We start from the raw sequence: 24,748 nt of genomic DNA on the forward strand, positions 1-24,748 counted from the left end.
CCGTCGTGCCCACCCGGTCGTACGACGATGACGCGCTCACCGCCCGCGAGCTGTACCGGTTCTACCGTGCGGGCGAGGAGGAGACCCTGGCCCTGCGCGGGGTGTCGCTGACGGTGCGGCGCGGCGAGACGGTCGCCGTCGTCGGCCCCTCGGGAGCGGGCAAGTCCACCCTGCTGGCGTGCCTGGCCGGACTCGACGAACCCTCCGGCGGCGACGTCCATGTGGACGGCGTCCGTATCAGCCACCGGCCGGAGACCGAGCGGGCCCGGCTGCGCGCCCGCCACATCGGCGTCCTGCTCCAGAGCCGCAACCTGCTGCCGCACCTGACCGTGCGGGACAACATCCGCCTGGCCCAGCGGGCGGTACGCGGCCATCCCTCCGTCTCCGCCGAGGCACTGCTGGAGCAGGTGGGGCTCGGCCGGCGGACCCGCGCCCTGCCGCGGCAGCTGTCCGGCGGTGAACTGGCGCGCGCCGGGCTGGCCGTGGCCCTCGCGAACTCCCCCGCCGTGCTCCTGGCCGACGAACCGACCGGTGAACTCGACGGCGGCACCGAGCAGTTGGTGCTGCGGATGGTCCGGGAGCGGGCCGCGGACGGCTGCGCGGTACTGATCGTCACGCACAGCGCGGAGGCGGTCCGGATCGCCGACAGGGTGATCACCCTGACCGACGGACGGGCCCGGGAGACACGGGAGGCAAGCGATGTCCGGCACTGACGTACTCATCCTCCGCAAGAACGCGGCACCCACCATCGGACACGCCACGACGGCCAAGGAAGCCACCCCCGAGACCGACCGGAACACCGACCAGGTGAACGCCCTGGACGACGAACAGACCCAGGAAACACAGGAGGCGAGCAATGTCCAGCACTGACGTACTCATCCTCCGCAAGAACACGGCACCCACCATCGGACACGCCACGACGGCCAAGGAAGCCACCCCCGAGACCGACCGCATCACCCACCAGGTGAACGCCCTGGACGACGAACAGACCCGGGAAACACAGGAGGCGAGCGATGTCCGGCACTGACGTACTCGTCCTCTGCGAAGACGCGGCGCTGACCTTCGGGCGGGGCGCGACGGCGGTGGTGGCCGTGCACGGGTCCGACCTGAGCGTCCGGCCCGGCGACCGGCTGGCGATCGTAGGGCCGTCCGGGTCGGGCAAGTCGTCCCTGCTGCATCTGCTGGCCGGGCTCGAACGCCCCACCGGCGGCACCGTCTCCTGGCCCGGCCTGGGCGGGAGTGCCGACATCGGGCTGGTGTTCCAGGCCGACAGCCTCGTCCCCGCCCTGGACGTCGCGGAGAACACCGCGCTTCCTCTCGTCCTCGCCGGCCGGCCGGAGGAGCGGACGCGTCGTCCGGTCGCCGAGGCGCTCGGTCTGGTCGGGGCGGCCGACCTCGCCGACCGGCTGCCCGAGGAGATCTCCGGCGGCCAGGCCCAGCGGGTCGCCGTGGCCCGCGTTCTCGCCCAGGAACCACGCCTGATCCTCGCCGACGAGCCGACCGGCCGCCTCGACCACGCCACCGGCGCCCGCGTGCTGGACGCCCTGCTGACCGCGGCGGACCGTACAGGCGCCGCCCTCGTCGTCACCACCCACGACCCGGCTGTCGCCGCCCGGCTCACCGTCCGGCGGGCCATGCGCGACGGACGACTGCTCGCACCGGAGGACACGCCATGATCACCTCGTGGGCAAGGAGTCTGGCGCGCCATCGCGCCGGACGGCTGCTGGCCGCCATGACCGGCATCGCGCTCGCCGTCGCCCTCGTCGCCTCCCTCGGCTCCTTCCTCACCGCCTCGAAGGCGACCATGACCCAGCGCGCCGTCCGCTCGGTCGCCGTGGACTGGCAGGTCGAGGTGCAGCCCGGCGCGGACGCCAACTCCGTTCTGCGGCAGGTCCGCACGGACCCCGGTACCCGGACCGCCCTCCCGGTCGGATACGCCCGCACCACCGGCCTCACCGCCCGTGTACAGGGCAGCACCCAGACCACGGGCCCCGGCATCGCCCTCGGCCTGCCACCGGGCTACGGCCACCTGTTCCCCGGCGAGATCCGCCCTCTTTCCGGCTCGCCCACCGGTGTGCTGCTCGCCCAGCAGACCGCCGCCAACCTGCACGCCGCCCCCGGCGACACCGTCACCATCCAACTGCCGGGCGCCGGACCGCGGCAGGTGCGCGTGGACGGCGTGGTCGACCTGCCCCAGGCCGACTCCCTGTTCCAGAACGTCGGCGCCCCCACCCAGTCCCAGCCGACCGCACCCCCCGACAACGTCATCCTCCTGCCCGCCGCCCGGTTCGCCTCCCTCACCCGCGGCGCCGCCGACCTCACCACCCAGATCCACGTCGCCCGCGACGCCCATCTGCCCGCCGACCCGGCCGCCGCCTTCAGCACCGTCACCGGCGCCGCCCACCACCTCGAAGCCAAGACCTCGGGCGGCGCACTGGTCGGCGACAACCTCGGTGCCGCCCTCGACTCCGCCCGCCAGGACGCCCTCTACGCCCAGATCCTCTTCCTCTTCCTCGGCGTACCCGGCGCCGTCCTGGCCGCCGCACTGACCGCCGCGGTCGCCTCGGCGGGCGGCCAACGGCGCCGCCAGGAACAGGGGTTGCTGCGACTGCGCGGGCTGCGTCCCCGTCAGATCACCGGGCTCGCGGGCCTGGAAGCCGCACTGGTGGGTGGCGTGGGCGGATTCGCCGGTCTGGGCATCGCGGCGCTGACCGGGCGCCTCGCCTTCGGCGCCGTCTCCTTCGGCGCGAGCGCGGGCACTTGGGCCATCTGGTACGGCATCGCGTTCGTCCTCGGCGCCGCCGTGGCCGCCTGTGCCGTCCTCGTCCCCGCCCTGCGCGACCTGCGCTCGGTGACCGTCGCCAACACCCGCAAGGAGAGCGGCGTACGGGCCACGCGCTCGCCCTGGTGGATGCGCTACGGCCTCGACTTCGCACTGCTCATCGGCTCGTGGCTGGTCTTCCGCGCCTCCTCCGGCAACCAGTACGCCCTCGTTCTCGCCCCCGAGGGCGTGCCCACCCTCTCCGTCTCCTACTGGGCCTTCCTCGGCCCGGCCCTGCTGTGGATCGGCGCCGCCCTGCTGCTGTGGCGCCTGACCCTGCTCGCCCTCACCCACGGCCGCCCGGCCCTGGCCCGACTGGCCCGCCCCCTGACCGCCACCCTCGCCGGCACCACGGCCGCCGTACTGTCCCGGCGCCGCCGCCCGCTGGCCCGCTCCGTGGTGCTGCTCGCCCTCGCGGTGTCGTTCGCCATCTCCACCGCCGTCTTCAACGCCACCTACCACCAGCAGGCCGAGGCCGACGCACGGCTGACCAACGGCGCCGACGTCACCGTGACCGAACCGCCGGGCACCCATGTCCCGCCCGGCGCCGCGAGCACGCTGAAGGTCTCCGGCGTACGGCACGTCGAGCCCGTCCAGCACCGCTTCGCCTACGTCGGCTCCGACCTCCAGGACCTCTACGGCGTCCGCCCCGACACCATCGCCCACGCCACCTCGCTCCAGGACGCCTACTTCGCCGGCGGCACCGCCCGCCAGCTCATGCAGCGCCTCACCCAACGCCCCGACAACCTCCTGGTCAGCGTGGAGACCGTCCACGACTTCCAGCTCTCCCCCGGCGACACCGTCAACCTCCGCGTCCAGGACGCCCGCACCAAGGCCCTGCGCACCGTCCCCTTCCACTACGCCGGAATCGTCAAGGAGTTCCCCACCGCCCCCAAGGACAGCTTCTTCGTCGCCAACGCCGCCTATGTGGCGAAGGCGACCGGCAACGACGCGGTCGGCGCGTTCCTGGTCGACACCGGCGGCACCCACCAGAAGCAGGTCGCCGCCCACCTGCGGAACCAACTCGGCACCAGCGCCACCGTCACCGACCTCACCCAGACCCGCGGCAGCGTGGGCACCAGCCTCACGTCCGTCGACCTGGCCGGCCTGACCCGCATCGAACTCGCCTTCGCCGTACTGCTCGCCGCCGGAGCGGGCGGACTCGTCCTCGCCCTCGGCCTGGCCGAACGCCGCCGCACCTTCGCCATCGCCACCGTGCTGGGCGCGAAACCCGGCCAACTGCGCGGCATGGTCCTCACCGAGGCGCTGCTGCTGACCTCCGGCGGACTGGCGGGCGGCGCGCTCATCGGCTGGGCGCTGTCGGAGATGCTGGTGAAGGTCCTCACGGGCGTCTTCGACCCACCTCCGGCGAGCCTGTCCGTGCCCTCCGGCTACCTGATCCTGACCGCGGGCGCCGCGGTGGCCGCCGTACTGGCCGCCGCCCTCAACGGCATCCGCAGCGCCGGACGCCCGGCCGTCGAGGAACTGCGCGACCTGTGACCGCGCCGTACCGGACCGGCGAGCCGCCCGCTCCTAGGCTGTCGCCCATGCGCATGCCCGCCACCGCCGACCGCAGCCGACCGCGCGTCCTGGTCGTCGAGGACGACGACACCATCGGCCGCCACCTTCAGACCGGCCTGCGCGGCAACGACTACGCACCCACCTGGAGCCGCACCGGCTCCGGCGCCCTGGCCGAGGCCGCGCGGTCCTCGTACGACGTCCTGCTTCTCGACCTCGGGCTGCCCGACATGGACGGCCTCGACGTCGCCCGCGCCCTGCGCGCCCGCCGGCCCGACCTGCTGATCATCATCCTCACCGCGCGCACCGACGACATCGACGTGATCGCGGGGCTGGACGCCGGAGCCGACGACTACCTCGTCAAACCCTTCAGCCTCTCCGTGCTGCTGGCCCGCCTCCGCGCCCATCTGCGCCGCCGCGTCGTCGCCGCGCCACCACAGGAACCCGTCCACCTGGCCGACCTCGTCCTCGACGTCTCAGCCCGCCGCTGCACGCTCCACGACGAGGAAGTGCCGCTGCGCCCCAAGGAGTTCGACCTGCTCGCCGTCCTCGCCCTGCACCCGGGCGAGGCCGTCTCCCGGGAGACCCTGATGGCCGAGGTCTGGGACGAGAACTGGTTCGGCTCCACCAAGACCCTCGACGTCACCATGGCCGGCCTGCGCCGCCGCCTCACCGAGGCAGCCGACACCTCGGCCCACTCCGGCAGCCTGCCCCGCATCACCACCCTGCGGGGGCACGGCTACCGCCTGGAACTCTGACGGGTCCCGGTCGAGCGGCACGGCCGACTTCCGCTTCGGGGCCTGGTCCAGTGCGCTCCCGTACTCGGCGATGAACTCACGCTCCCCTTCGGCCCTGGCTGCAGCAAGCAGAACGTCATCGCCGCCGGGGTACGGATGACGACGGCATCGAGCCTTGTACTCAGCCTCGCGGAGCCCGGAAGCGACCGCACGACTCCGACCCGGAGTCCCCGTCAGCGGACGACGCTGTTGGCCAATCCCGTCAGCAGGCCGGAGCAGCCATACACAGCCGAGAAAGTGTGACACTTTCCCCAGAAGCGTCACACTTTTTCGGAGAGGTGGCCCAGCCGCACCGGATTCGCCAACAGCATCGCGGACTGGCGGGGACCCATGGATGACCGCGGCCGTTGCCGACGTGGTCAACGGCCCTCAGCTGCCGCCTCCAGGGGTGCCGCTTTCGGGGGACCGGATCGGCGGTGTTGTGATCCGATCACCGCGATGACTCCGGCGAGGAGAATTCCGAGGACCAGGCTGATGGGCCCGGTCCCCAATTGGAGTCCGTCCCCATAAGGGGCGGGTACGGAAAGCCAGTCCGCGACGGAGGCGCCCAGGGGGCGGGTGATGGTGTAGGCGAACCAGAAGGCCAGGACTTCGTTGAGACGGAACCAGCGATAGCCGGCTGCCGGGATCAGAATGATCCCCAGGAAGACGAAGGACGAGGCCAAGGTGCCGAGTCCCAGGGTCACGGCCGCGAAATCGCCCGCGGCTGTTCCCAGAGCGAAGGTGCACAGGACGGTCAGCCAGTAGAACAGCTCCCGCAGACGGTTGTTGATGGTGTGCACGTCCAGGGTCCGCTGTGTCGCGTACCAGGCGGCGAAGACGGCGGCCTGGACGACCACCAGCATCAGCGTGGAGGCGTAGAGCGGCATCCCCAGATCCTTGTTCAGGAAGTCCGCCGACATCGTCCCGAATATGCTCACGGCCGTCACCGCGAGCCAGTAGACCCACGGAATGTATTTCGTGGCGGTGATCTGCACGGCCAGGCATACGAGGAGCAGGCCGAGGCCCATGAGCATGGCCAGATGCTGTCCGATGTAGTCGTTGAAGAAGACGTAGTCCGAAAAGGACTCACCGAATCCGGTGGTGCACAGTTTCGCGATCCAGAAGATGAGGGTGATCTCCGGCACTTTCATGGCCATGGTCGCTGGTCGAGTTCTCATGCCGCGAGGCTAAAAGCGGCACCGGGACCGGCACATCCGACAATGGTGGCCACTTTCCGGCGGATGTAAGACCTTCGATTGACGCCGCCGGTACCGCCTTTCCGTACTGTCGGCAGGGTGAAGCACCTCCAGCCGGCGCACCGACTGTCCCGGGACCGCCCGCCGCTGTCCCTCGTACTGCTCCTCGGGCCGCCCGTCCTGTGCGCCGTCGCCGCGTCGCACGAGTTGCTCTACAACCGGTCAGGGGTGCTGAACTGGGTGCTGGCGATCGCGGTGATCTGTCCCCTCGTGCTGCGCCGCCGGGCTCCGGTCGCCGTGTTCTGGTTCTGCTGGGCCGTGGCGATGGCGACCTGGGCGCTCGGCACGGTCTCGTTCTCCGAGTTCGCGATCCTGGTCGCGCTCTACACGGTCGCCGCCCGCCGCGGTCTGCGGCACTCGCTCGGCGCCGCGGCGGCCGTCGAACTCGGCGTCGTCCTGGTGGCGGTGCGGTTCGCCCCGGCCGCGAGCGTCAACGACGCCTGCGTCATCCTCAGCGGGCTGGCCGCCACAGCGTTCTTCCTCGGCACCACCGTGCGGGCCCAGCGTCGCTACCTCGCCTCCATCGAGGACCGTGCGGAGCGTCTGGAACAGGAGCGCGCCCAGCAGGCGCAGCTCGCCGCGGCGGCCGAGCGCACCCGGATCGCGCGGGAGATGCACGACATCGTCGCCCACGGTCTGGTGGTCGTCGTAGCCCTCTCCGAGGCCGCGGCGGCGACCACGGCGACCGATCCGGAGGGCGCCCGCGGGAAGATGCTCCAGGCGGCGTCGACCGGTCGGCAGTCCCTCGCAGGAATGCGTCGCCTCCTCGGCGTCCTGCGCGCGGACGACGGTGGCGACCGCGCCCCTCAGCCCGACCTCGGCTCGCTCAAGGCCCTGGTGGACGAGACCCGCGGCACCGGCCTGGACGTCCGGCTGACCGAGACCGGCAGCCGGGAGACCCTGAGCGCGGAGGCACAGACGACGCTCTACCGGATCCTCCAGGAGTCACTCACGAACGTCGTCAAGCACGCCCGAGACGCGTCGAAGGTGGATGTCGTCCTGAACTGCGGCGATGACCTGGTCGGCTTCAGTGTCACCGACGACGGCAGGCCGACCGCCCGGACCGGCGCCGCGGGAAATGCCGGCAACGGGCTGACCGGGATGCGGGAACGGGTCGCCATGTTCGACGGCGACCTCCGGGCGGGGCCCACCGTGTCCGGGTGGGTCGTCTCCGGCGAACTGAAGCTGGGGGAACCGCGATGACGATCTCGGTCCTCCTCGCCGACGACCAGGCACTCGTCCGCATGGCCTTCCGCAGCCTCCTCGACACGATGCCGGGCATCACTGTCGTCAGCGAAGGCGCCAACGGGGAGGAGGCGGTCGACCTCGCGCGGCGCACGCTGCCGGACGTGGTGCTCATGGACGTACGCATGCCGGTCATGGACGGCATCGAGGCGACCCGGCACATCACCGCCGAGACGGCCTCACGCGTTCTCATCCTCACCACCTTCGACCTCGACGAATACGCCTTCGAAGGACTCCGCGCCGGAGCCTGCGGGTTCCTCCTCAAGGACGTCGTCCCGGCCGTGCTCCAGGCGGCGATCCGCGCCGTGGCCTCCGGCGACGCCGTCCTCACCCCGCGCATCACCCGCGGTCTCGTCGACCGCTTCGCCCAGATCGCCCCGTGGCCCCGCGCCGACGACGCGGGCGCGCTCTTCGCCCAACTGACGCCCCGCGAAAGGGACGTGTTCCACCTCATCGCCGCCGGCCTGTCGAACGCCGAGATCGCGGAGCGCCTCTTCCTCACCGAGGCCACCGTCAAGACCCACATCACCCGCATCCTCACCAAACTGCGACTCCGCGACCGAGTGCAGGTCGTGATCTTCGCCTACGAACATCAGCTGCGCGCGCATGGCGACTAGCAGGTGCGAAGTCTGGGCGGCGTGGCAGCGGGCGGCGAGTTCCGCGGCGGCCAGGAAGTAGGGGGAAGTAGGGGCGCGCTTGGGCGCGTTCGTGGGCGAGGAGGGCCTCGCGATCGGCGGGTTTCAGGCAGCGCGGCAGCGGTGACGAAGATGCGGTGGGGTCGCCCGGGCAGGGCGTCACGGCGGCAGGCACCACGAGGTAGCCCGCAAGGCTGAGCAGCGGGTGGATGAGTTCGCCGTGGGCGGCGAAGCCGGGGAGCTTGAGCAGTCCGGTCAGGACCGGACTGCCGAGGGTGGCGACGCGGTCGCCCGCCGGTGCCAGGGCCGAGGCGCGGCCGGCTGTTCGCCCTCGGCCCCGGTGGGCCTGTGCCTGTGCGCCGTGGCCTTCTGGCTCTCCGTCGCGTCGGACGCCCGACGCGACGGAGACGACGGGCACGTTGCGCGGGTTGCGCAGCCGGGCCGCCGCCGTCGCGACGACCGGCGGCACCAGCGGTACGACGGTGCGTGTCCTGGAGACGTCCCACGACGACCTGCTCGACGCCACCGTGTGGATCTACGCCGGCCGACATCTGCTGGAACAGCCGTCGGCCGCAGGCCAGTTGCCCCGCGTCGCCAATGCGCTCGCCGGGCGCGGTGGACAGCGGTGCCTCACCACCACGGTCCACCGCCCCTGCGGCTGTGCTCCCACCCGGTCCCCGGAGCCCGGAGCCGGCCCACGGTGGTCACCGCGCTGGACCTTGCCCCGTACCGGAGCTGGGCCGACACCCTGCTCGTGGGTTCACTCGCCCTGGACGCGGTCATGCTCGCCTGCACCTACGCCCTGACCCGGCCGGCGGTCGGCCGCGCGCTGCGCCCCGTCCGGACGATGACCGACCAGGCCGCCCTCTGTGGCACGCCCCGATAGAAGGAGGGCCCGCACCGGTCGTGTGGGCGACCTGATCGGCGTCGGCGGGGCATGCTGGTATCGGCGCAGACGGGCCGGGAGGTTCTGGCATGCGATCGTGGACCAAGGCGTGGATGGTCGCCGGGGTGTTCGTCCTGACGTCCTGCGGCTCTTCGGCGGGCGACGGAGCCGCGGGAGCGACATCCGGGAGCCGGTCTGTGGAGCCGTCGCCCCCTACGTCGACGCCCGCTTCGGCGGGGAGTTGTTCCGCCGGGCGTGCGGAGGTCACCGTCAGCCCTGGTGCACCGGTCGAGCAGCGGCTGTGCGTGCGGCCCGGGACGGTGGTGTCCCTCGTCCTGAAGCCCCGTACGGACGACAAGCGGTGGACGGCCCTGCGGAGCTCCGCTCCCGTCTTCGTGGTGGTGTCCGGGTGGCAACTGGCGCCGGACGGCTCGGCCCACGCCTCGCTGCGCTGTGCGGGTACCCGGGGCGGTACCGCGAAGATCACGGCAGCGGCGAAGGCGCCGGACGTGGCGGGCGCGGCGCGCGTCGCCTTCACGCTCGACGTGAGCGTGGTGCCGTACACGGCACAGGGGTGACCCCGACAATCCGGGATCACCCCGTCGGACGTCGCTGCGTCAGTCGCAGTCGCGCACGTTGATCGTGTAGATGCCGCGGCCGTGGGTGGCCGCGTACAGCGTCTTGCCGTCGGGGCTCAGCTTCAACTGAAGTACGGCGACAGCCGGGAGGTTGCCGACGCGCTTCCAGGTCGTACGGCCCGGCGCCCGGTAGACGACGCCGAGGTCGGTGGCGACGGCGAGGCCGCCGTTCGGTGTGACGACCGCGGAGTTGGCCGGCACGTCGGGGAGGTTCTTCGAGATGTCCTTCCAGGTGGTGCCGCCGTCGGCGGACTCGAAGACGTGGCCGATTCCGGCGCCGGGGCCTTCGGTCCAGTGCCGGGAGAAGCCGTTGACCGCGAGGTAGACGTGGTCGGCGTTCTTGGGGTCGATGGCGAAGCCGCTGAGGTAGCGGTTGGGTACGGTGCCGTCCGTGCCGGTGGCCGGGAGCGTGATGTCGTGCCAGCCGGTGCCGTCCACGTTGCCGACGGAGATGCCGCGGGCGAAGCCCTGGTTGTTGCAGGGGCCGCACCATGCCGCGTACACCTTGCCGCCCGAGGCAGCGACGGCGGTCGTGGTGCGGCCGGCGCCGAGGTCGTACACGCTGGTCCACTCGTCGCCGCTGCGGATGGCGTAACCGTGGGTCTGGACCCAGATGTGGCGGCCGCCGGCGATCCAGGTCGAGCTGTTCTTCGCGTCGGCCGTGATGGGTGCGATGAAGCGGGCCTCACCGGTGGCGTTGTCGGCGGGTGCGACGTTGTACGACGTGATCTTGCTGGGGTCGGTGACCCAACTGCCGTCGTTGACAGCACAGTTCTGGGTCACCTGGATGGCGAGGTAGACGTACTCCTCGGCGATGTTGCAGCCGTTGGCCGGATCGGTGAGGGTGTCGCCGCCGTCGCCGCCGAAGTCGGAGCCCATCACCGTGTCGTTGCTGCGCAGGATCGACTGGCCGTTGTCCTGCAGGCCACCGGTGACGGAGACGCCGCCGTGGGTCAGGTCCTTGCCGACACCCACCGAGTAGTACTGGAGGGTGTCGATGGTGCCGTCGTTCAGCGAGGTCCAGTCGGTGGCGTGGCCGGAGGAGTCCTGGGCGCCGTCGAGCGGGCGCTTGTAGACGCCGCCGTCGTTGCCGACGTAGACGAAGCTCTTGCCGTGGTAGCTGCCGATCGCGACACCGTGCTGGTCGGAGTGGGTGGTCGGGCTGCAGTCGCCGGTCTGCTTGGTGGGGTCGATGCTCCAGCAGGGGAACCCGAAGTTCCAGTACGGGCCGACCGTGGACCAGGTACTGCCGCCGTCCTTCGTTTCGTAGACCTCCTCCAGACCCGCGTACACGTGCTCCGCGTTCGCCGGGTCCACGGTCAGGAACTGGTTGTACCAGGCCTGCACGCCGGGCATGTAGCCGCTGGAGGTCAGCGCCGAGCCGTCGGCGGCCAGGCCCTTGTAGTCGGCGATCTTCGTCCAAGGGCCGGTGGGAGAACCGGACTTGGAGACGTAGATGCCCTCAAGGCCGCTGTCCGGGTTGGTGTTGAGCTGTTCCGGGGACTGGTCGATGGCGTAGTACCGGGAGCCGTCGGCGGAGCGGGCGAAGGTGACGTTGCCGACGTTGTCCGCGTCGGACGGCAGGTCGCCCAGGCCGCTGGTGATCCGCGTCCAGACGCCGTTCACCTTGGTGTAGAAGCCGTTGTAGTCGTCACCGCTGCGCCAGCCGACCGCGAGGACCACCTTCGAGGGGTCCTTCGGGTCGATCGCGATGTCGTTGGCGATGTTCTTGTACGCGGCCGAGGCGTCGTTCGCGAGTGAACCGCCCGGCAGATAGTCGGGGTTGGGCGCGAACTCCAGCTTCCACGCGCCGCTCAGCTTCTTCGTGGAGTGGCTCCACACGCCCTCGCTGGTCGCCGCCCACACCTTGCCGCCGCCGAAGCGCAGTTCGTGGACGGTGGTGGACTCCAGCTCGTCGCCGCCGACCCGGCTGCGGGAGGAGAACGTGCCGTGACGGGGGTTCGACAGGACATAGACACCGCTGCCGAGGTACGCGTCCGCGTTGGTCGTCGCCTCGCCGGTGCCCAGCCACAGCCGCCCGGCGCCGTCCAGCGCGAGCGCGCCGGTGGACTGCGCCGGCAGCTTGTCGCTGACGGGCTGCCAGCGGCCGCCTCCGGTGTGCGAGCGCCACACTCCGCCGCCCGCGCTGCCCGCGTACACGTATCCGTCGTCGTCGGCGGCCATCGCGGCCATCCGGCCGGTGACGTTGCCCGAGCCGCCGCTGGAGTTGGAGTCGTAGTCGCGGTAGCGCGGGTCGTCGGAGTTGTACGGCAGGTTTGTGATGTTGCGCCAACTACCGCCGGTGCTCGGCAGGTTGGTCAGACTCGTCCAGGCGGCTCCGTACGCGCCCGGAGCCACGATGCCGGGTGAGGTGCGGGCCTCGGCGTACTGGTCGGCGCCCTCGGCTATCTCGTCGGCCTCGTTGCCGTCGTCACCGCCGCCGTCGTCCTCGGCCTTCGCCTTGGGGCTGACGGCACCCACCGACTGGCCTCGCTCTGCGGCGAGTTGAGCGAGTGCGCGGGCGCCGAAGGGGCTGCCGTCCGCGCCGGGCGTGGCGCCGGCGGGTATCGCGACAAGTGCGGCGGATGCGGTGATGGCGCAGATCGTGAGCCACCGTCTCTTGCGGGTTGGTGCTGACACCAGGTCCTCCCAAACGGGCACGGATACAGCCGTCGGGGACGACCCGACCACCGGTGGCCCGAGGCGTCCGGCTTTTGGACAGCCCTTGACCAGAACCTGTCACTACACATGGCTGGAAGCCGACCGGCTCGTCTCGCCTTCATCGGGGACTCCGGGTCAAATGGCTACGGTCCGCGCACGGGCCATGACCGGCAGCACACCGGCGAGGGCCAGCGCGATGCCACCTGCCACCAGCAGCGGGAGGTGGCCGTCGGCGCCCCAGGCGAGCCCGGCCCACACGCCCGCCACCAGGACAGCGGCACCGGTCGCGCCCTGGTAGAGGCCCTGCGCGGTGCCCTGCTGGTGGTCGGGGACGAGCGTGGAGATCCAGGCTTTGCCGACGCCGTCGGTACAGGCCGCGAAACCGCCGTAGAGCGGCAGCACCACGAACACCGGCCAGGGGCTGTGGATCAGGCCGAGGCCCAGATAGCCGATCGCGAAGAAGACCAGGCCGGAGGCGAAGACCAGCGAGCGCGGCAAGCGGTCGGACAGCGCCCCGGCGGGGTAGGACAAGGCGGCGTAGACGAGGTTGTAGACCGCGTACGCGCCCACCACGCCAGCCGTGGACAGGCCCAGGTCGTGAGCACGCAACAGGAGCAGCGCGTCGGGGAAGTTGACGAGGTTGAAGGCGAGCAGCACCCCGAGAACGCGCCAGTAGGGGCGAGGCAGGGACCGCCAGGGTGTGTGGGAGGCCCGCGTCGAGGAACCGCCTGTCCCTTTGGTTCGTGGGTCGCGGACGGCGGCGACCAGCGCGACCGACGCGACGGCGGGGATCACGGCGATCCAGAACAGCGGGCGCAACCGGTGGTCGAGCGCCTCGTACAGGACCAGCCCCACGAGCGGGCCGACCACCGCGCCGGCGGTGTCGGCGGCCCGGTGCAGACCGAACACCTTGCCGCGCTGCCCCTTCGGGACGCCCTCGACGAGCAGGGCGTCGCGAGGCGCCCCGCGCATGCCCTTGCCGAGCCGGTCGGTGACCCGGGCGAGAAGCACCAAGGGCCAGACGGTCGCGAGCGCGATCAGCAGTTTGCCCACTGCGGCCAGCCCGTAGCCGACGCCGATCAGGGGGCGCCGGTCGAACCGGTCCGCGAGGCGCCCGGCGGCCACCTTGGTGATCGACGCCGCGCCCTCGGCGAGTCCCTCGATCGCACCGACGACGGCGGGCGGGGCGCCGAGCACCACGGTCAGGAAGATCGGCAGGATCGGGTAGAGCAGTTCGCTGGCCGCGTCCTGGAGAAAGGACACCCCGCACAGCACCCTCACGTTGCGGGTCAGCCACGCAGGGCGTCGTCCTGCCGGCAGCGGCGGTGGGGTGGTGGGCTCGGCCATGGCTGAGGGACCTCCAGGAAGCTACTGCGCAGGACGGCGACGGTAACGGCGACCGGGGCACAACCGGGCAGTACACGCATCAGACGTCGTGTTCGGCGGCGAATTGGGCGAATTGATGGTCCGCCCAGACGTAGCTTCCGGGAAGCAGGTCGTCATGGCGATGGTTCGGAGGCTGTCACCCTCGTCGACGACGACCATGAGAACCGGGAAGCGGCCCAGGACAACCGGGCAGCACAGGCCGCACGGTGGGCATCCCTTCGGGCCGTTTTCTGTACGGGCGGTTTCTCCGGCACCACGGGGGGCGCTTGCCCGGCCGTCCAAGAGCCGCACAGCACCCTGATCGTCTGCCGACACAGCGCGCCACCCACCACAGCGGTGCCGGGCAGGCGTGAGGAACAGCAGTGCCGAGCGGGCGTGAGGATGACACCGAAGCAGCCACTTCCGATTCCCCGCGTCCTGCCGGCGTCCCGAATTGGGCACCCGGCCGCCCACAGAGGCCGCTCGCGGCCATGTTCCCGGCTGCGAGACACGACATCGGTGCAGGTCAGAACAGTCCGAACTAACGCTGCCAGCAACGCTGTTCAACTCATGAGCAGCGGATTCACTCGGGCGGCCCTTGCCGATCATTGCCGATTCACGCCGTTCTTGCAGGTCAGACGTGCTGATCAGTGTCAGCCCTGTGCAGTCCTCCAGACTGCGCATGAACCTGGGCCGCAGCGTGTCGACAGGTCAGCCGAGGACGTAGGTCTGGTGCGCTGCCGCTTCCGCAGCTCAGCGAGGCGGTGCACACGGGAGGCCAGGCCATCGCCTGCGCGCCCTTCTGGATCAGGGCGCCCGGCGCCGGGTTCAGCATGGCGTGGACCCATACGCCCACCACCGCCGACCTGACGTTCTTCGGCATCTGCGCGTTTCACGCTCGGTGTCGTCATGACCTCAAGGACACGGCACGGGTGTCAGGGGCACGTCGGTAGGAGTACGTATTCCATGTACGTACGCGCTGTCGCTGTCGCTTCGCGGGTGGGCGGGTGTGGACATCCATGTTCGGCAAGGCCGCGCGAGGCATCGCCACCCGGCACCACGCGACCATGCCCGAGGCGTCGGCCCTGGCCAGGAACGCCGCGCCGCTCGGATCACGCCCGCGTCCCCGGATCCCTTCGCGATGGGCGGGACCCCAGTGGGGCAGACCGTGTCGATCGGCCGCCCAGGGACTCGCGGGCGGCCGATCCGGTGTCGGGACGTCGAGGCGGTCAGTTGAAGCCGACGCTCCACCTCTGGGCGATCGAGGTGTTGCAGGCGAAGAGCTGAACAGCCAGGTTCGAGGCACCCGAGCCACCTGGCTCGTCAATGCAGAAGTTGTGTTCTGCGAAGTGCACATGCGTGCTCAGCCGGACGTCGACATTGGGCAGCGGGTGCGTGGACGTCCACTCCGCGTTGCTGACCGTGGTGCCGCCACTGACCGCACATTCGTCGAGCCAGAGCGGCGACCCGTTCACGGGGTTGTCGTCGGTGAAGATGCACAGGCCCAGCGTGTTGGCGAACCGGTAGTGGTTGCCGCCCATGTCCAGCCTGAGCCAGCCCTGGGCGCTGCTGCCGTCGCACGGCATCTGGATGATGGGTGAGCCGAATGCCTGCTCGCGTGGCTGAAGGCACATCGGGGGCGTGTGAAAGTTGTTGCGAATCTCGTGGAACTCGCCGGGGGCGAGCGGCGTGACGGACTCCGCGTTTGCCACCCCACCCCAGGCGATCGTGCCGGCCGCGGCCAACAGGACTGCCGCGAACGCTCTGAACAAGGTTCTCGCGAATCTGGACACTCGGTTTCCCGTCCTTCCGATAGAAAGCGGCTCCGTCACAGGACCGGCGTTGGAAGGGCGGAGACCCGCGGCGTAGCGAGCCGAACTCTCCCCCTGAACTCGCGGGACGACAGCGGGCCGCAACGCCCACCGCCCAACTCCCCCATGGCACCGGCCTGTGAGCAATCAGGCTGACGCCCCGGGAGCCGCGCGTCTCGCCCTGTTCCGTTCAGCGGACCGGCACACCGCGAGCCGGACCCCGGACGCTGCCGGGACGGACCCGAAAGCCAAGGGAACCGCAAAGGTCAGGCCATGCGCGTCGCGGTGTGCGGTGCGTGCTGCCCCGCGGGGCGGAGGGGCAGACCGACTCCGCCGGGCAGCGGCCCAAGGAGGCAGACCATGTCGAGGTTGATCATGCTCGACCCGTCTGCACCGTTTTGGGTGTGCCGATCGCCGGCCCTTCCGGCGCCACCACGTTTACCGTGCCGTCTGGCCCGACGGTGATTCTCAGTGGGCGTCCGGCGACTTGGAGCCCGCTCACCGGCAGTGGGCCGTATGCGCGTGCGAACGCGGGTGCAACCGTCACCGTGCCGCGAGGCACGTCCGCGTCGAGGCCGAGGGCGGCCTCAAGCACGAGGACCGACGCCGCCGCTGCCCATGCCTGCGCTCGACAGAAGGCGGGGTGAGGCGGGGTAGGAAGCAGGGCGTCCGCCGGCTTCGGCGCCGTGGCCGGCGAACAGTTCGGGCAGGCGGGTGTCGAAGTCCGCGGCGGCGGTGAGCAAGCCGGCCGCGAGCGAGGCCGCTGCCCGAGGGAAGCCAGCCCGGACGAGACCCTGGAGGGAGACGGCGGTGTCGTGGGGCCGGATGGATCCGGTGTGGTAGCCGTAGGGGTTCCCACGCGTGCTCACCAGACGTCGGCCTCCGCCCCGCCTTCGTTGCCGGCCCGACAACGACCGCTGGCGCCGTGCCGTGGATGGCAGCCCATGCCGTGCAGCCGGGGGACACCGAATCGGCCCGCAGACACCGCCGGACTGGACGCGACCGCCTCGTCCCGGCCCCTGCACGGCCCCTGCGCCTTGGCATCGACCCTCAGAGCAGTCGCCCCGACAGTGAAGGAACCCTCCTTGACCAAGTTCGAAGGCGCAGCCACCGTCACCGGCATCCATCAAGGACAGCAGGTGACCGGCCACGCCTACCTCGAACTCGTCGGAGACTGGTCCTGAGTTACGACACCCACCCAGTGTCAGGCGAACCTCGGGAACAGCCTGAGCGCGTTGTCGCGCTCCACACCCCGGAGCTCGTCCTTGGTGAAGCCGTCGAAGCCGGTGAGGTTTTCGATGTTGCGCACGACCGTGGGTTCCGGGGCCGCAGGCCAGTCGGTTCCGAACAGGATGTGGTCGGCCGAGGTCACTTCGAGCGTCGGCAGCAGGGAGTTGCGGCTGCCGGCGAGTGCCGTCTCGTAGTAGAGCCCCCGCAGGACTTCGGCGACGTGGGCGGGATCGATGTCCGCGTCCTCCGGCCCCCGCCCCATGACGGTGTGCTCGCCGATCCGCCACCCGAGCGTGGGCAGCGCCCCTCCACAGTGCGCCAGGATCAGCCGCAGCCCGGGATGCCGCTGGAAGACACCGGTGTACAGCGCGTTGGTGATGGTGCGCGCGGTGTCGAAGGGGAACTCGACGATCGAGCTCGGCCGGCCGAATCCGAGGACGTCGATGTGCGGGCAGTCCTCGGGGTGGACGAAGACCGGCACTTCGCGCCGTGCCAGCTCCGCGAGTACGGGTTCGAGGGACGGGTCGCCGAAGTAGCGCCCCAGCACGTTCGAGGTCAGCACCACTCCGTCGAGCCTCAACTCGTCCAGGGCGTACGCGACTTCCGCCAGCGCCTCGTCGGGACCGTCCGCCGGAAGCGTCGCGAAGGCCCCGAAGCGGCCGGGGTGCTTCGCGATCAGCTCGGCGTGCCCCTCGTTGATCAGCCGGGCCAGCCGCGTGCCGAAGTCCGGGTCGTCGTTCGCCCCCGCGAACGAGATCGGCATGGACACGAGCTGGGCGGCGATCTCCTGCCGGTCCATGTAGGCGAGCGCGGCCTCCGGCGTCCATCGCACCGAGATGCGGTATCCGCCGGTCGGCCGGAAGCCCCGGCCCGCGATCACCATCATCGCTTCGTCCGACACGCCATGAGTGTGCACATCAATCCGTTGACCAGGCACGACGGTGCTCCTCTGCTCTTGGGTGTGCCATCGAGCCTAAGCATCAAACTGTTGTGCGTCAATTTACACACACCCATACCGGACGCTGCGAAACCAGCAAGGCTTCATCCCTAGCTCTATTAAATTGACGCTTGACACTTTAATGGTTACGGTCGAGACATGCAGATAGGTGATGTGACAGTCGAACCCCTCACCGACGGCGTCATACCGATGCCGCCGAACCTGCTCTACCCGGACGTTCCGATGTCCGTCTGGCAGGCACTGCCCGGCGTCCTCGACCAGCACGGGATGCTTCGGATCCCGTTCGGCGGATTCCTGGCGACCGACCGGCGAGGACACCGAGTCGTCTTCGACCTGGGCGGCGGGCTCGCCCCGCAGTTGCTGCCCGACGGCGAGCTGCCCCCGGTCTTCGAACTGCTGCCGGAGCGGCTGGAGAAGCTGGACTGCCCGCTCGACTCGGTGACCGATGTGGTCCTCAGCCATCTGCACATCGACCATGTGGGCTGGGCCTCCACCGCGAGTGTCCCCACGTTCCCCCAGGCCAGGCATCACATCCATGCCGAGGACTGGAAGCACTTCGTCGACGGGGACGCCGACGACGCCGTACACGGCAAGGTCGCTCCGCTGCGGGGCGCGGCCGTGCTGTGGGAGGGCGATGCCGTCTCGCCGTACGAGTGGCTGCGTCTCGTGCACGCGCCGGGCCACACGCCAGGCGCGTCCGTCGCCCTGATCGAGTCCCAGGGCCAGAGCCTCGCTCTGGTCGGTGACCTCTTCCACCACCCGGCGGCGCTGGATCATCCGCACTGGCGCTGCGGCTTCGACTGGGACGACGCAGCCGCGGCGGCCACTCGGGTCCTCTGGCTGGAGACGCTCCGTGCCACGGACACGCCGCTCGTCGGCCCGCACTTCCCCGGGCTCCAGCCGGTCACGCTCCGATGAACCTGCCGCACCCTCCGAAGGTCTTGCCATGAACAGTGTGAAAGCGGCGGTGTGCCGGCCGGACAGCGACGATCCCTTCGCGCTGGAGGAGCTGAGCATCGGCGATCCCCGCCCGGACGAGGTGCTGGTGCGCTTCACCGCGGCCGGGCTGTGCCATACGGATCTGGAGGTGGCGGCCGGACGTATGCCCACACCCCTCCCGGTCGTCGCCGGGCACGAGGGGGCCGGCGTGGTGGAGGCGGTCGGCGCCGCCGTCACCGGGTTCGGGCCGGGCGACCGGGTGGTGGCCAGCTTCAGCTACTGCGGCACCTGTCACAACTGTCTGAGCGGACGGCCCGCGTACTGTCCCCTCCATTTCCCGCTGAACTTCGGTGCTCAGCGCGCCGACGGCTCGGTCGGGCTGCGCGATGCCGCGGGCGAGCCGGTGCACGACCACTTCTTCGGACAGTCGTCCTTCGCGGGGTACGGGCTGTGCCGGCCCAGCAGCCTGATCAAGGTCGGCGAGACGGACCTGCCCGATCATGTGCTCGCTCCCCTCGGCTGCGGTGTCGTCACCGGCGCCGGCGCGGTCTGGAACCTGCTGAAGGTCACGCCCGGCAGCACGGTGGCCGTCTTCGGCGCGGGAGCCGTCGGGCTGAGCGCGGTCATGGCGGCCGCGGCGGCGGGCGCCGCACGGATCATCGTGACCGACCCGCACTCCTCGCGGCTCGACCTCGCCGCCCATCTGGGCGCGACCGATGTGGTCGACGCGGCCGACGGCCTCGCCGTCGAGCGGGTACGGGAACTGACCGGCGGACCGGGCGTCGACTTCAGCGTGGAGTCCAGCGGCGTACCCGAGGTGATGTCGCAGGCCGTAGCCGCGCTCGCTCCGCTGGGAAGTGCCGCGATTCTCGGAGTCGCTCCGGACGCCGAGCTGCGGACCAGCGCGTTCGCACTCCTCGAAGGACGGACAGTGACCGGCTCGATCGTCGGCCACCAGACCCCGGCAGTACTCGTTCCCCGCATCCTCGACCTCCACGGCAGGGGCCGCTTCCCGCTGGAGGCCATGATCCGCACCTACGCGCTGGACGACATCAACAAGGCCGTCGACGAGGTGCGTTCGGGGACGGCCGTCAAGGCCGTCCTCGTCCACTGAGCCACCAACGCTCCTACGAGCCGCCAACTCCCCTATCAGGCAAGGACGAAAGACAATGTCAGGGATTCGTCTGTCCGAGGTCGTGCTGCGGACGACCGACTACGACCGCCTCTGTGACTTCTACTCGCTGCTGCTCGGTCAGCCGCGCAGCGTGGAGATGACACCGCCCCCGTCCGACGACCCGGACGAGCCGTCGCGCATCTGCTTCTTCGACTTCTACTTCGACCACCCCTACACCGAGCGCATCGCCGTCTTCGAATGCGCGGACCTCGGACCGGGCAGGTCCTCGCGCGGACTGCACCACTTCCAGCTGCGGACGCCGAGCGCCGACGCCCTGCTGGATCTCTACGGCACCCTGAAGGCGGCGGGCTTCCTTCCGGTCGAGGCGTCCAACCACGGCCCGGGGACGAGCTTCTACTACCTCGACCCGGACGGAAACCGCGTCGAGTTGTCGTCCCTGAACTTCTCCTCGCAGCAGGAGATGCGGGACTTCATGGCGACCGAGGAGTTCCGGAGCGATCCCAACGGCTTCCCGCTCGACCCCGAGCGTCTGCTCAAGGGCCGCGAGGCCGGCCGGGACCTGAGCGCACTGGTCTGGGAACGATGACCATCGCCTCGGCGCCGGGCCCCACCGGCGACCTCTCGGACGACACGACGTACGACGTGGTGATCGTGGGCGGCGGCCCCGTGGGGCTTGCGACCGCCATCGAACTGGGCTCCCGCCGACTGTCCGTGCTCCTCGTCGAGCGCGAGGACGGCGTGGTCCGCTATCCGACGGCGGAGTCCGTCGACACCGCTTCCATGGAACTCCTGCGCCGGTGGGGGATCGCCGGCGCGGTACTCCGCAGCGGCTTCCCCGCGGACGCTCCGCGGGACATCTCGTTCGTGTCCCGCATGACCACGTACGAGCTGGCCCGCTTCTCCCGCCCCTGCAACGCGGACCGGCACGCCACCACGCACGGGCTGAGCCCCGAAGGGGGCGTGTGGTGGCCGAAGTTCTGGTTCGACCCCGCCCTGCGGGCCCGCGCCGCCGCCGAGACCACGGTGGACCTGCGCTACCGGTGGACGTGCGACGCGTTCGACGACGGCACGCACGGCGTCACCGTACGGCTCTCTTCGCAGGCGTACGGCCGCAGGACGGTGCGGGCCCGCTACCTGGTGGCGTGCGACGGCGCGGCCTCGCCGGTCCGCAGGGCCCTGGGCATCGGGTCGCTGCGGAACTCGGCCGACGTCCGGGCCCGCTGGCAAGGAGCCTTCGTACGGCTTCCCGGACTGCGCGACCGTGTTCCGCACGCCCCTGCCGTGCAGTACTACCTGATCAACCCCCGGCGCATGATCCTCGGTTCACTCGACGGCGGTGACCTGTGGCGCGTCACCTACCCACTCGCGGATGGCGAGTCGCCCGCTGCCACCGCGGTGCGGGCCACCATCGCCGACGCCCTCGACTGCCCGGTCGGGGACGTCGAGGTGCTCGACTCCCGGGAGTGGAGCGGCGACGCGGTGGTCGCCGAGTCCTTCCGGTCGGGACATGCGCTGCTGGCGGGCGATGCCGCGCACCGGATGTGGCCCTCGGGCGGGCACGGGATGAACACCGGTCTCGGCGATGTGGCCAACCTCGGCTGGAAGCTGGAGGGCGTACTGCGGGGCTGGGCCCCTGACGCCCTGCTCGACACGTACACCGCCGAGCGCCGCCCGCACGCCGAGCGCATGGTCCGCCGTGCGTGGCACAACTACCGTGCGGACAACGCGATCCTGCCCGACCCGGAACTGGACGACCCGGCCCAGAAAAAGGCGCGCGACCTGGCAGGTCAGCGGATCGTGGCCACCCGCCAGACCGAGTGGCGCTCCCTCGGGGTTCAACTCGGCCTGCACTACCTGCAGTCGCCACTCATCGTCGCCGACGGAACCCCGGAGCCCCGCGCGGACCCGCAGGAGTACGTGCCCACGGCCCGCCCCGGGCATCGCGCACCGCACGTCGCACTGGCCGACGGCAGCTCCGTCCTCGACCTCTTCCAGGGGCACTTCGTCCTGCTGAACCTCGCCCCCGCCGTGGACAGCGGGCCGCTGGCCCAGGCATTCCGGACCCGGGGAATACCCCTCGACGAGGAGTGGATCGGCGCGGACGGCGCCCGCCAGGCGTACGGAGCGGCCATCACGCTCGTACGCCCCGACGGCATCGTCGCCTGGCGCGGAGACACCTGCCCGGCGGACACCGACGCCCTGGTGGACCAGGTCACCGGCCGGTCTGCCAGGTGCTGCGGAACAGCCGGAGCCTGAGGAACGGAGAAAACACCATGCTGCTCGCACAGACCGACCACGGCCTCGCCCGGGTCGATCCCGACGGACTGCGACTCCTCGACGCCCCGGGCCGATCGCTGGAGGACTTCATCGTCGAGGGAAGGCTGGCCGAGGTGGCGAGCCTGCGGCTCGGTAAGGAGATCAGCAGACAGCACGCCACATTCGCGCCCCCGGTGCGGCGTCCCGGCAAGATCGTCGTGATCGGTCTCAACTACCGGGACCACGCGGCCGAGACGGGCAGCCCGCTGCCCTCCCTCCCCCGCTTCCACCTGATACCCGGTTCCGCCGTCACCTTCCCGGGTGCCGTCGTCCGCCTGCCGGAATCCGCGCCGAAGCGGGTCGACTACGAGGGCGAGTTGGCCGTCGTGATCGGGCGAACCGGCCGTGACATTCCCGAGGCGGCCGCCTGGGACTTCGTCGCCGGCGGGACGGCCGCCAACGACATCTCGGCGCGCGACGTCCAGTCGGGTGAGAATCCGGCGCTCCCGATGGCCAGCCCGGCCCTCGCCAAGGGGTTCGACGGTTTCAAGCCGCTCGGACCCGCCCTGCTCACCGCCGACGAACTGCGCCTGCACGACGCGCTGGACCTCACCACCGAGGTCAACGGTGTCGTACGCCAGCGTTCCTCGACGGCCGAGCTCATCTTCCAAGTCCCTCAACTCCTCACGTACGTCAGCTCGTTCCTGACCCTGGAAGCCGGTGACGTGATCCTCACCGGGACCCCTGGAGGGACCGGCATCGCGGACGGGCGGTTCCTGGCGGCGGGCGACGTGGTGTCGGTCACGCTCGACAGGATCGGCACGCTGACCAACACGATCGCCCCTCCGCATGCGGGAATACGGCGGGAGGAGGCATGACGGGCGAAGGATGCCTTCTCTGCGCACGGGCCGTCGCGCTCGCCGACTCGGATCCCGGCTGGCTGCTGCGGACGGGGCACTGGGGAGTGTCCACGCATCCGGCGCTACCGGCGCCCGGCTGGGTCGCCGTCCAGACGCTGCGGCACACCGAGGGACTCGCGTGTCTGGACGACGCCGAGGCCGCCCAACTCGGCCCGCTCCTGGCCCGGTTGAGCGCGGCGGTGACGCGGGTGACCGGCTCGGAACGGGTCTATACCTACTCGCTCGGCGAGGGCAGTCCCCACACCCATGTGCTGCTGGGCCCGCCCCAACTGGACGTGCGAGGCGCGGAGTTCATCACGGGACTCCTACGACGCGATGCCTCCCTGGCGGACGAAGCGGCCGCCCTCAGCGTCGCCCGCGACCTGGCGGGCGAACTGGCCGCCGGAAACACCCAAACTACCCGAAAGCGGTGAGATCAATGACGCAGTCGACCGAAGCGACCGAAGTGGCGATCCCCAAGATCTTCACGTACTTCGAGACCGCCGACAGCCCGCAGGGCCGCGCGCTCAAAGCGCAACTCGAACGCTTCGCCAAGTGCCGACTCGACGTCCCCGAGGACCTGGCGAAGGCATTCGGGCGGGCCATGAACACCGGGGACCGGCTGGGCGACGCCTACATCGACGCCGCCTTCGCCTCGCCCAAGGGCAAGTCCCGCGCGCGCAAGGACGTCGAGCTGGCGCTGCACGGCGGCATCAAGACCGTCAGCGATCCGTCCCCGGAACTGGTGGCGCTGTTCGACCAGATCACCACCGACCCCGAGTGGGTGGACTGGGACAAGGTCGAGCACGGTGCGGAGGTGTTCCGGCGGTACAAGGAGCTGTACCCGTACTTCGGCATGTCGACGTTCAACGCGTACGGCCTGGAGACCGTCGCCAAGCCGCTGGCGCTGACCGGCGCCTACACCGGCGGGTCGGCGTTCGGCCGGTTCGTGGAGACCTCGCGGCTCTGGACGGACACCACCGAACCGGGGGCCATGCGACCCGGTGCCGTGGGACGCCGCTCGGCGGTGTTCGTGCGTGTCCTGCACTCGATGATCCGTCACACCCTGCTGCCGCACCCCGAGTGGGACCGGGACCGGCTGGGCATGCCCATCAGTCAGTTCGCGCAGACCGGGACCCTGCTGCTCAGCTCGTTCGCGCCCGGGATGCAGCTGAAGCTGCTCGGATACCGCCCCACCGACGCCGATGTCGAGGCGATGATGCATCACTGGCGCTATGTCGGATACCTCATGGGCGTCGACGCACCGTGGTACCCGGAAACGGTGGCTGAGGGATTCAAGGCCAACCTACTGCTCGGACTTTCCGAGCAGCCGAAGATCGACGACGACTCCCGCGAACTGTGCAGGTCGTTCATGGACACCTACCTCCCCCCGGAGGACGCGCAGGGACTGCGCCAGGTCTACGGCAAGCTGCGCTACAAAGCACAACTCGGTCATGCGCGCTTTTACCTGGGCGAGGAAAGCTATCGGAATACGGGCCTGCCCGACACCGGCCTGTGGCGCTTCGCTCCTCTCGCCCGGGTGCCCGGAAACCTCACGCGCGAGACCCTGCGCCGGAACGTCCCCGGCGTGGCCGGCTGGATCGACCGGGTCAATCGCCGCGATCGTCACGCATTCCTCAATTCGAACCTCGAAGGCGGCGAAGCGAAATTCAAGCCCGTCGACAGGCTCACCAGGTAAAGGAGTAGCCGCCCTGT

General features: G+C 70.6%; 22 protein-coding genes and 1 pseudogene. 17 read left to right on the plus strand and 6 right to left on the minus strand.

All coding sequences use genetic code 11. The features are described 5' to 3' along the window. Positions 1-5 precede the first annotated feature (5 nt). Genes ACFWP5_RS01340 through ACFWP5_RS01365 form a run of 6 tightly spaced genes read left to right on the plus strand, consistent with a single transcriptional unit; the run spans position 6 to position 5,097 of the window. Complete coding sequence (locus ACFWP5_RS01340; protein ID WP_384149065.1) at positions 6-713, plus strand: ABC transporter ATP-binding protein; 708 nt, start codon at positions 6-8, stop codon at positions 711-713. Continuing rightward, positions 700-870, plus strand: coding sequence for a hypothetical protein (locus ACFWP5_RS01345; protein WP_384148699.1), 171 nt, complete (start codon positions 700-702; stop codon positions 868-870). The genes ACFWP5_RS01340 and ACFWP5_RS01345 overlap by 14 nt, the downstream gene beginning before the upstream one ends. Then, positions 857-1,027: a hypothetical protein gene (locus ACFWP5_RS01350; RefSeq protein WP_384148701.1), complete on the plus strand. Its 171-nt coding sequence runs from the start codon at positions 857-859 to the stop codon at positions 1,025-1,027. Before ACFWP5_RS01345 ends, ACFWP5_RS01350 begins: the two co-directional genes overlap by 14 nt. Then, positions 1,014-1,676, plus strand: a complete 663-nt coding sequence (locus tag ACFWP5_RS01355) for an ABC transporter ATP-binding protein (protein ID WP_384148703.1) — start codon at positions 1,014-1,016, stop codon at positions 1,674-1,676. The genes ACFWP5_RS01350 and ACFWP5_RS01355 overlap by 14 nt, the downstream gene beginning before the upstream one ends. Beyond that, positions 1,673-4,321, plus strand: a complete 2,649-nt coding sequence (locus ACFWP5_RS01360) for an FtsX-like permease family protein (protein WP_384148705.1) — start codon at positions 1,673-1,675, stop codon at positions 4,319-4,321. The genes ACFWP5_RS01355 and ACFWP5_RS01360 overlap by 4 nt, the downstream gene beginning before the upstream one ends. 47 nt (positions 4,322-4,368) lie before the next feature. Continuing rightward, on the plus strand, positions 4,369-5,097 hold the full coding sequence (locus ACFWP5_RS01365) for a response regulator transcription factor (protein ID WP_384148707.1): 729 nt from the start codon (positions 4,369-4,371) through the stop codon (positions 5,095-5,097). A 398-nt stretch (positions 5,098-5,495) separates the two neighbouring features. Here ACFWP5_RS01365 and ACFWP5_RS01370 read toward each other — a convergent pair whose 3' ends face one another. Then, positions 5,496-6,296: a hypothetical protein gene (locus tag ACFWP5_RS01370; protein ID WP_384148709.1), complete on the minus strand. Its 801-nt coding sequence runs from the start codon at positions 6,294-6,296 to the stop codon at positions 5,496-5,498. A gap of 117 nt (positions 6,297-6,413) precedes the next feature. On the opposite strand from ACFWP5_RS01370, the gene ACFWP5_RS01375 reads away from it, so the two are divergent. The 4 genes and pseudogenes from ACFWP5_RS01375 to ACFWP5_RS01390 all read left to right on the plus strand — a co-directional run bounded on the left by ACFWP5_RS01375 (position 6,414) and on the right by ACFWP5_RS01390 (position 9,718). Then, on the plus strand, positions 6,414-7,577 hold the full coding sequence (locus ACFWP5_RS01375) for a sensor histidine kinase (RefSeq protein ID WP_384148711.1): 1,164 nt from the start codon (positions 6,414-6,416) through the stop codon (positions 7,575-7,577). After that, positions 7,574-8,236: a response regulator gene (locus ACFWP5_RS01380; RefSeq protein ID WP_384148713.1), complete on the plus strand. Its 663-nt coding sequence runs from the start codon at positions 7,574-7,576 to the stop codon at positions 8,234-8,236. The genes ACFWP5_RS01375 and ACFWP5_RS01380 overlap by 4 nt, the downstream gene beginning before the upstream one ends. A 446-nt stretch (positions 8,237-8,682) precedes the next feature. Next, positions 8,683-9,116: pseudogene (locus ACFWP5_RS01385) on the plus strand (sensor histidine kinase); the annotation flags it as partial. A 113-nt stretch (positions 9,117-9,229) separates the two neighbouring features. Next, complete coding sequence (locus tag ACFWP5_RS01390) at positions 9,230-9,718, plus strand: hypothetical protein (RefSeq protein WP_384148715.1); 489 nt, start codon at positions 9,230-9,232, stop codon at positions 9,716-9,718. 39 nt (positions 9,719-9,757) lie between these two features. Here the strand turns inward: ACFWP5_RS01390 and ACFWP5_RS01395 are convergent, their stop codons facing one another. The 5 genes from ACFWP5_RS01395 to ACFWP5_RS01415 all read right to left on the minus strand — a co-directional run bounded on the left by ACFWP5_RS01395 (position 9,758) and on the right by ACFWP5_RS01415 (position 17,782). Continuing rightward, a complete protein-coding gene (locus ACFWP5_RS01395) occupies positions 9,758-12,418 on the minus strand; it encodes a glycosyl hydrolase (RefSeq protein ID WP_384148717.1) in 2,661 nt (886 codons plus the stop codon). Between the two features lie 156 nt (positions 12,419-12,574). Beyond that, positions 12,575-13,786 carry an MFS transporter gene (locus tag ACFWP5_RS01400; RefSeq protein ID WP_384148719.1) on the minus strand — a complete coding sequence of 404 codons (1,212 nt, stop codon included), beginning with the start codon at positions 13,784-13,786 and terminating at the stop codon, positions 12,575-12,577. Positions 13,787-15,033: 1,247 nt separating this feature from the next. Beyond that, positions 15,034-15,549 (minus strand): RICIN domain-containing protein, encoded by a 516-nt coding sequence (locus tag ACFWP5_RS01405; protein ID WP_384148721.1) that lies wholly within the window; start codon positions 15,547-15,549, stop codon positions 15,034-15,036. Between the two features lie 653 nt (positions 15,550-16,202). After that, complete coding sequence (locus ACFWP5_RS01410) at positions 16,203-16,484, minus strand: hypothetical protein (RefSeq protein ID WP_384148723.1); 282 nt, start codon at positions 16,482-16,484, stop codon at positions 16,203-16,205. Between the two features lie 335 nt (positions 16,485-16,819). Then, the gene (locus ACFWP5_RS01415) at positions 16,820-17,782 is read right to left on the minus strand and encodes an amidohydrolase family protein (protein WP_384148725.1); all 963 of its coding nucleotides are present in this window, start codon (positions 17,780-17,782) and stop codon (positions 16,820-16,822) included. Positions 17,783-17,941: 159 nt separating this feature from the next. On the opposite strand from ACFWP5_RS01415, the gene ACFWP5_RS01420 reads away from it, so the two are divergent. Genes ACFWP5_RS01420 through ACFWP5_RS01450 form a run of 7 tightly spaced genes read left to right on the plus strand, consistent with a single transcriptional unit; the run spans position 17,942 to position 24,731 of the window. After that, positions 17,942-18,721 carry an MBL fold metallo-hydrolase gene (locus ACFWP5_RS01420; protein ID WP_384148727.1) on the plus strand — a complete coding sequence of 260 codons (780 nt, stop codon included), beginning with the start codon at positions 17,942-17,944 and terminating at the stop codon, positions 18,719-18,721. Between the two features lie 28 nt (positions 18,722-18,749). Then, positions 18,750-19,856, plus strand: coding sequence for an NAD(P)-dependent alcohol dehydrogenase (locus tag ACFWP5_RS01425; RefSeq protein WP_384148729.1), 1,107 nt, complete (start codon positions 18,750-18,752; stop codon positions 19,854-19,856). A gap of 55 nt (positions 19,857-19,911) precedes the next feature. Next, the gene (locus tag ACFWP5_RS01430; RefSeq protein WP_384148731.1) at positions 19,912-20,463 is read left to right on the plus strand and encodes a VOC family protein; all 552 of its coding nucleotides are present in this window, start codon (positions 19,912-19,914) and stop codon (positions 20,461-20,463) included. Then, positions 20,460-22,133 carry an FAD-dependent monooxygenase gene (locus tag ACFWP5_RS01435; RefSeq protein WP_384148733.1) on the plus strand — a complete coding sequence of 558 codons (1,674 nt, stop codon included), beginning with the start codon at positions 20,460-20,462 and terminating at the stop codon, positions 22,131-22,133. The genes ACFWP5_RS01430 and ACFWP5_RS01435 overlap by 4 nt, the downstream gene beginning before the upstream one ends. Before the next feature lie 17 nt (positions 22,134-22,150). Then, a complete protein-coding gene (locus ACFWP5_RS01440) occupies positions 22,151-23,011 on the plus strand; it encodes a fumarylacetoacetate hydrolase family protein (protein ID WP_384148735.1) in 861 nt (286 codons plus the stop codon). Further along, a complete protein-coding gene (locus ACFWP5_RS01445; RefSeq protein WP_384148737.1) occupies positions 23,008-23,466 on the plus strand; it encodes a hypothetical protein in 459 nt (152 codons plus the stop codon). Before ACFWP5_RS01440 ends, ACFWP5_RS01445 begins: the two co-directional genes overlap by 4 nt. A gap of 5 nt (positions 23,467-23,471) precedes the next feature. Then, the gene (locus ACFWP5_RS01450; protein ID WP_384148739.1) at positions 23,472-24,731 is read left to right on the plus strand and encodes an oxygenase MpaB family protein; all 1,260 of its coding nucleotides are present in this window, start codon (positions 23,472-23,474) and stop codon (positions 24,729-24,731) included. Positions 24,732-24,748 lie beyond the last annotated feature (17 nt).

Source organism: Streptomyces sp. NPDC058469 (assembly GCF_042721125.1).
Taxonomy (GTDB): domain Bacteria; phylum Actinomycetota; class Actinomycetes; order Streptomycetales; family Streptomycetaceae; genus Streptomyces.

Coding starts and splice junctions, on each gene's coding strand:
- ACFWP5_RS01345 (WP_384148699.1), top strand. CDS start 700: ATGTCCGGCACTGACGTACTCATCCTCCGCAAGAACGCGGCACCCACC.
- ACFWP5_RS01350 (WP_384148701.1), top strand. CDS start 857: ATGTCCAGCACTGACGTACTCATCCTCCGCAAGAACACGGCACCCACC.
- ACFWP5_RS01355 (WP_384148703.1), top strand. CDS start 1,014: ATGTCCGGCACTGACGTACTCGTCCTCTGCGAAGACGCGGCGCTGACC.
- ACFWP5_RS01360 (WP_384148705.1), top strand. CDS start 1,673: ATGATCACCTCGTGGGCAAGGAGTCTGGCGCGCCATCGCGCCGGACGG.
- ACFWP5_RS01365 (WP_384148707.1), top strand. CDS start 4,369: ATGCGCATGCCCGCCACCGCCGACCGCAGCCGACCGCGCGTCCTGGTC.
- ACFWP5_RS01370 (WP_384148709.1), bottom strand. CDS start 6,296: ATGAGAACTCGACCAGCGACCATGGCCATGAAAGTGCCGGAGATCACC.
- ACFWP5_RS01380 (WP_384148713.1), top strand. CDS start 7,574: ATGACGATCTCGGTCCTCCTCGCCGACGACCAGGCACTCGTCCGCATG.
- ACFWP5_RS01390 (WP_384148715.1), top strand. CDS start 9,230: ATGCGATCGTGGACCAAGGCGTGGATGGTCGCCGGGGTGTTCGTCCTG.
- ACFWP5_RS01400 (WP_384148719.1), bottom strand. CDS start 13,786: ATGGCCGAGCCCACCACCCCACCGCCGCTGCCGGCAGGACGACGCCCT.
- ACFWP5_RS01420 (WP_384148727.1), top strand. CDS start 17,942: ATGCAGATAGGTGATGTGACAGTCGAACCCCTCACCGACGGCGTCATA.
- ACFWP5_RS01425 (WP_384148729.1), top strand. CDS start 18,750: ATGAACAGTGTGAAAGCGGCGGTGTGCCGGCCGGACAGCGACGATCCC.
- ACFWP5_RS01430 (WP_384148731.1), top strand. CDS start 19,912: ATGTCAGGGATTCGTCTGTCCGAGGTCGTGCTGCGGACGACCGACTAC.
- ACFWP5_RS01435 (WP_384148733.1), top strand. CDS start 20,460: ATGACCATCGCCTCGGCGCCGGGCCCCACCGGCGACCTCTCGGACGAC.
- ACFWP5_RS01440 (WP_384148735.1), top strand. CDS start 22,151: ATGCTGCTCGCACAGACCGACCACGGCCTCGCCCGGGTCGATCCCGAC.
- ACFWP5_RS01445 (WP_384148737.1), top strand. CDS start 23,008: ATGACGGGCGAAGGATGCCTTCTCTGCGCACGGGCCGTCGCGCTCGCC.
- ACFWP5_RS01450 (WP_384148739.1), top strand. CDS start 23,472: ATGACGCAGTCGACCGAAGCGACCGAAGTGGCGATCCCCAAGATCTTC.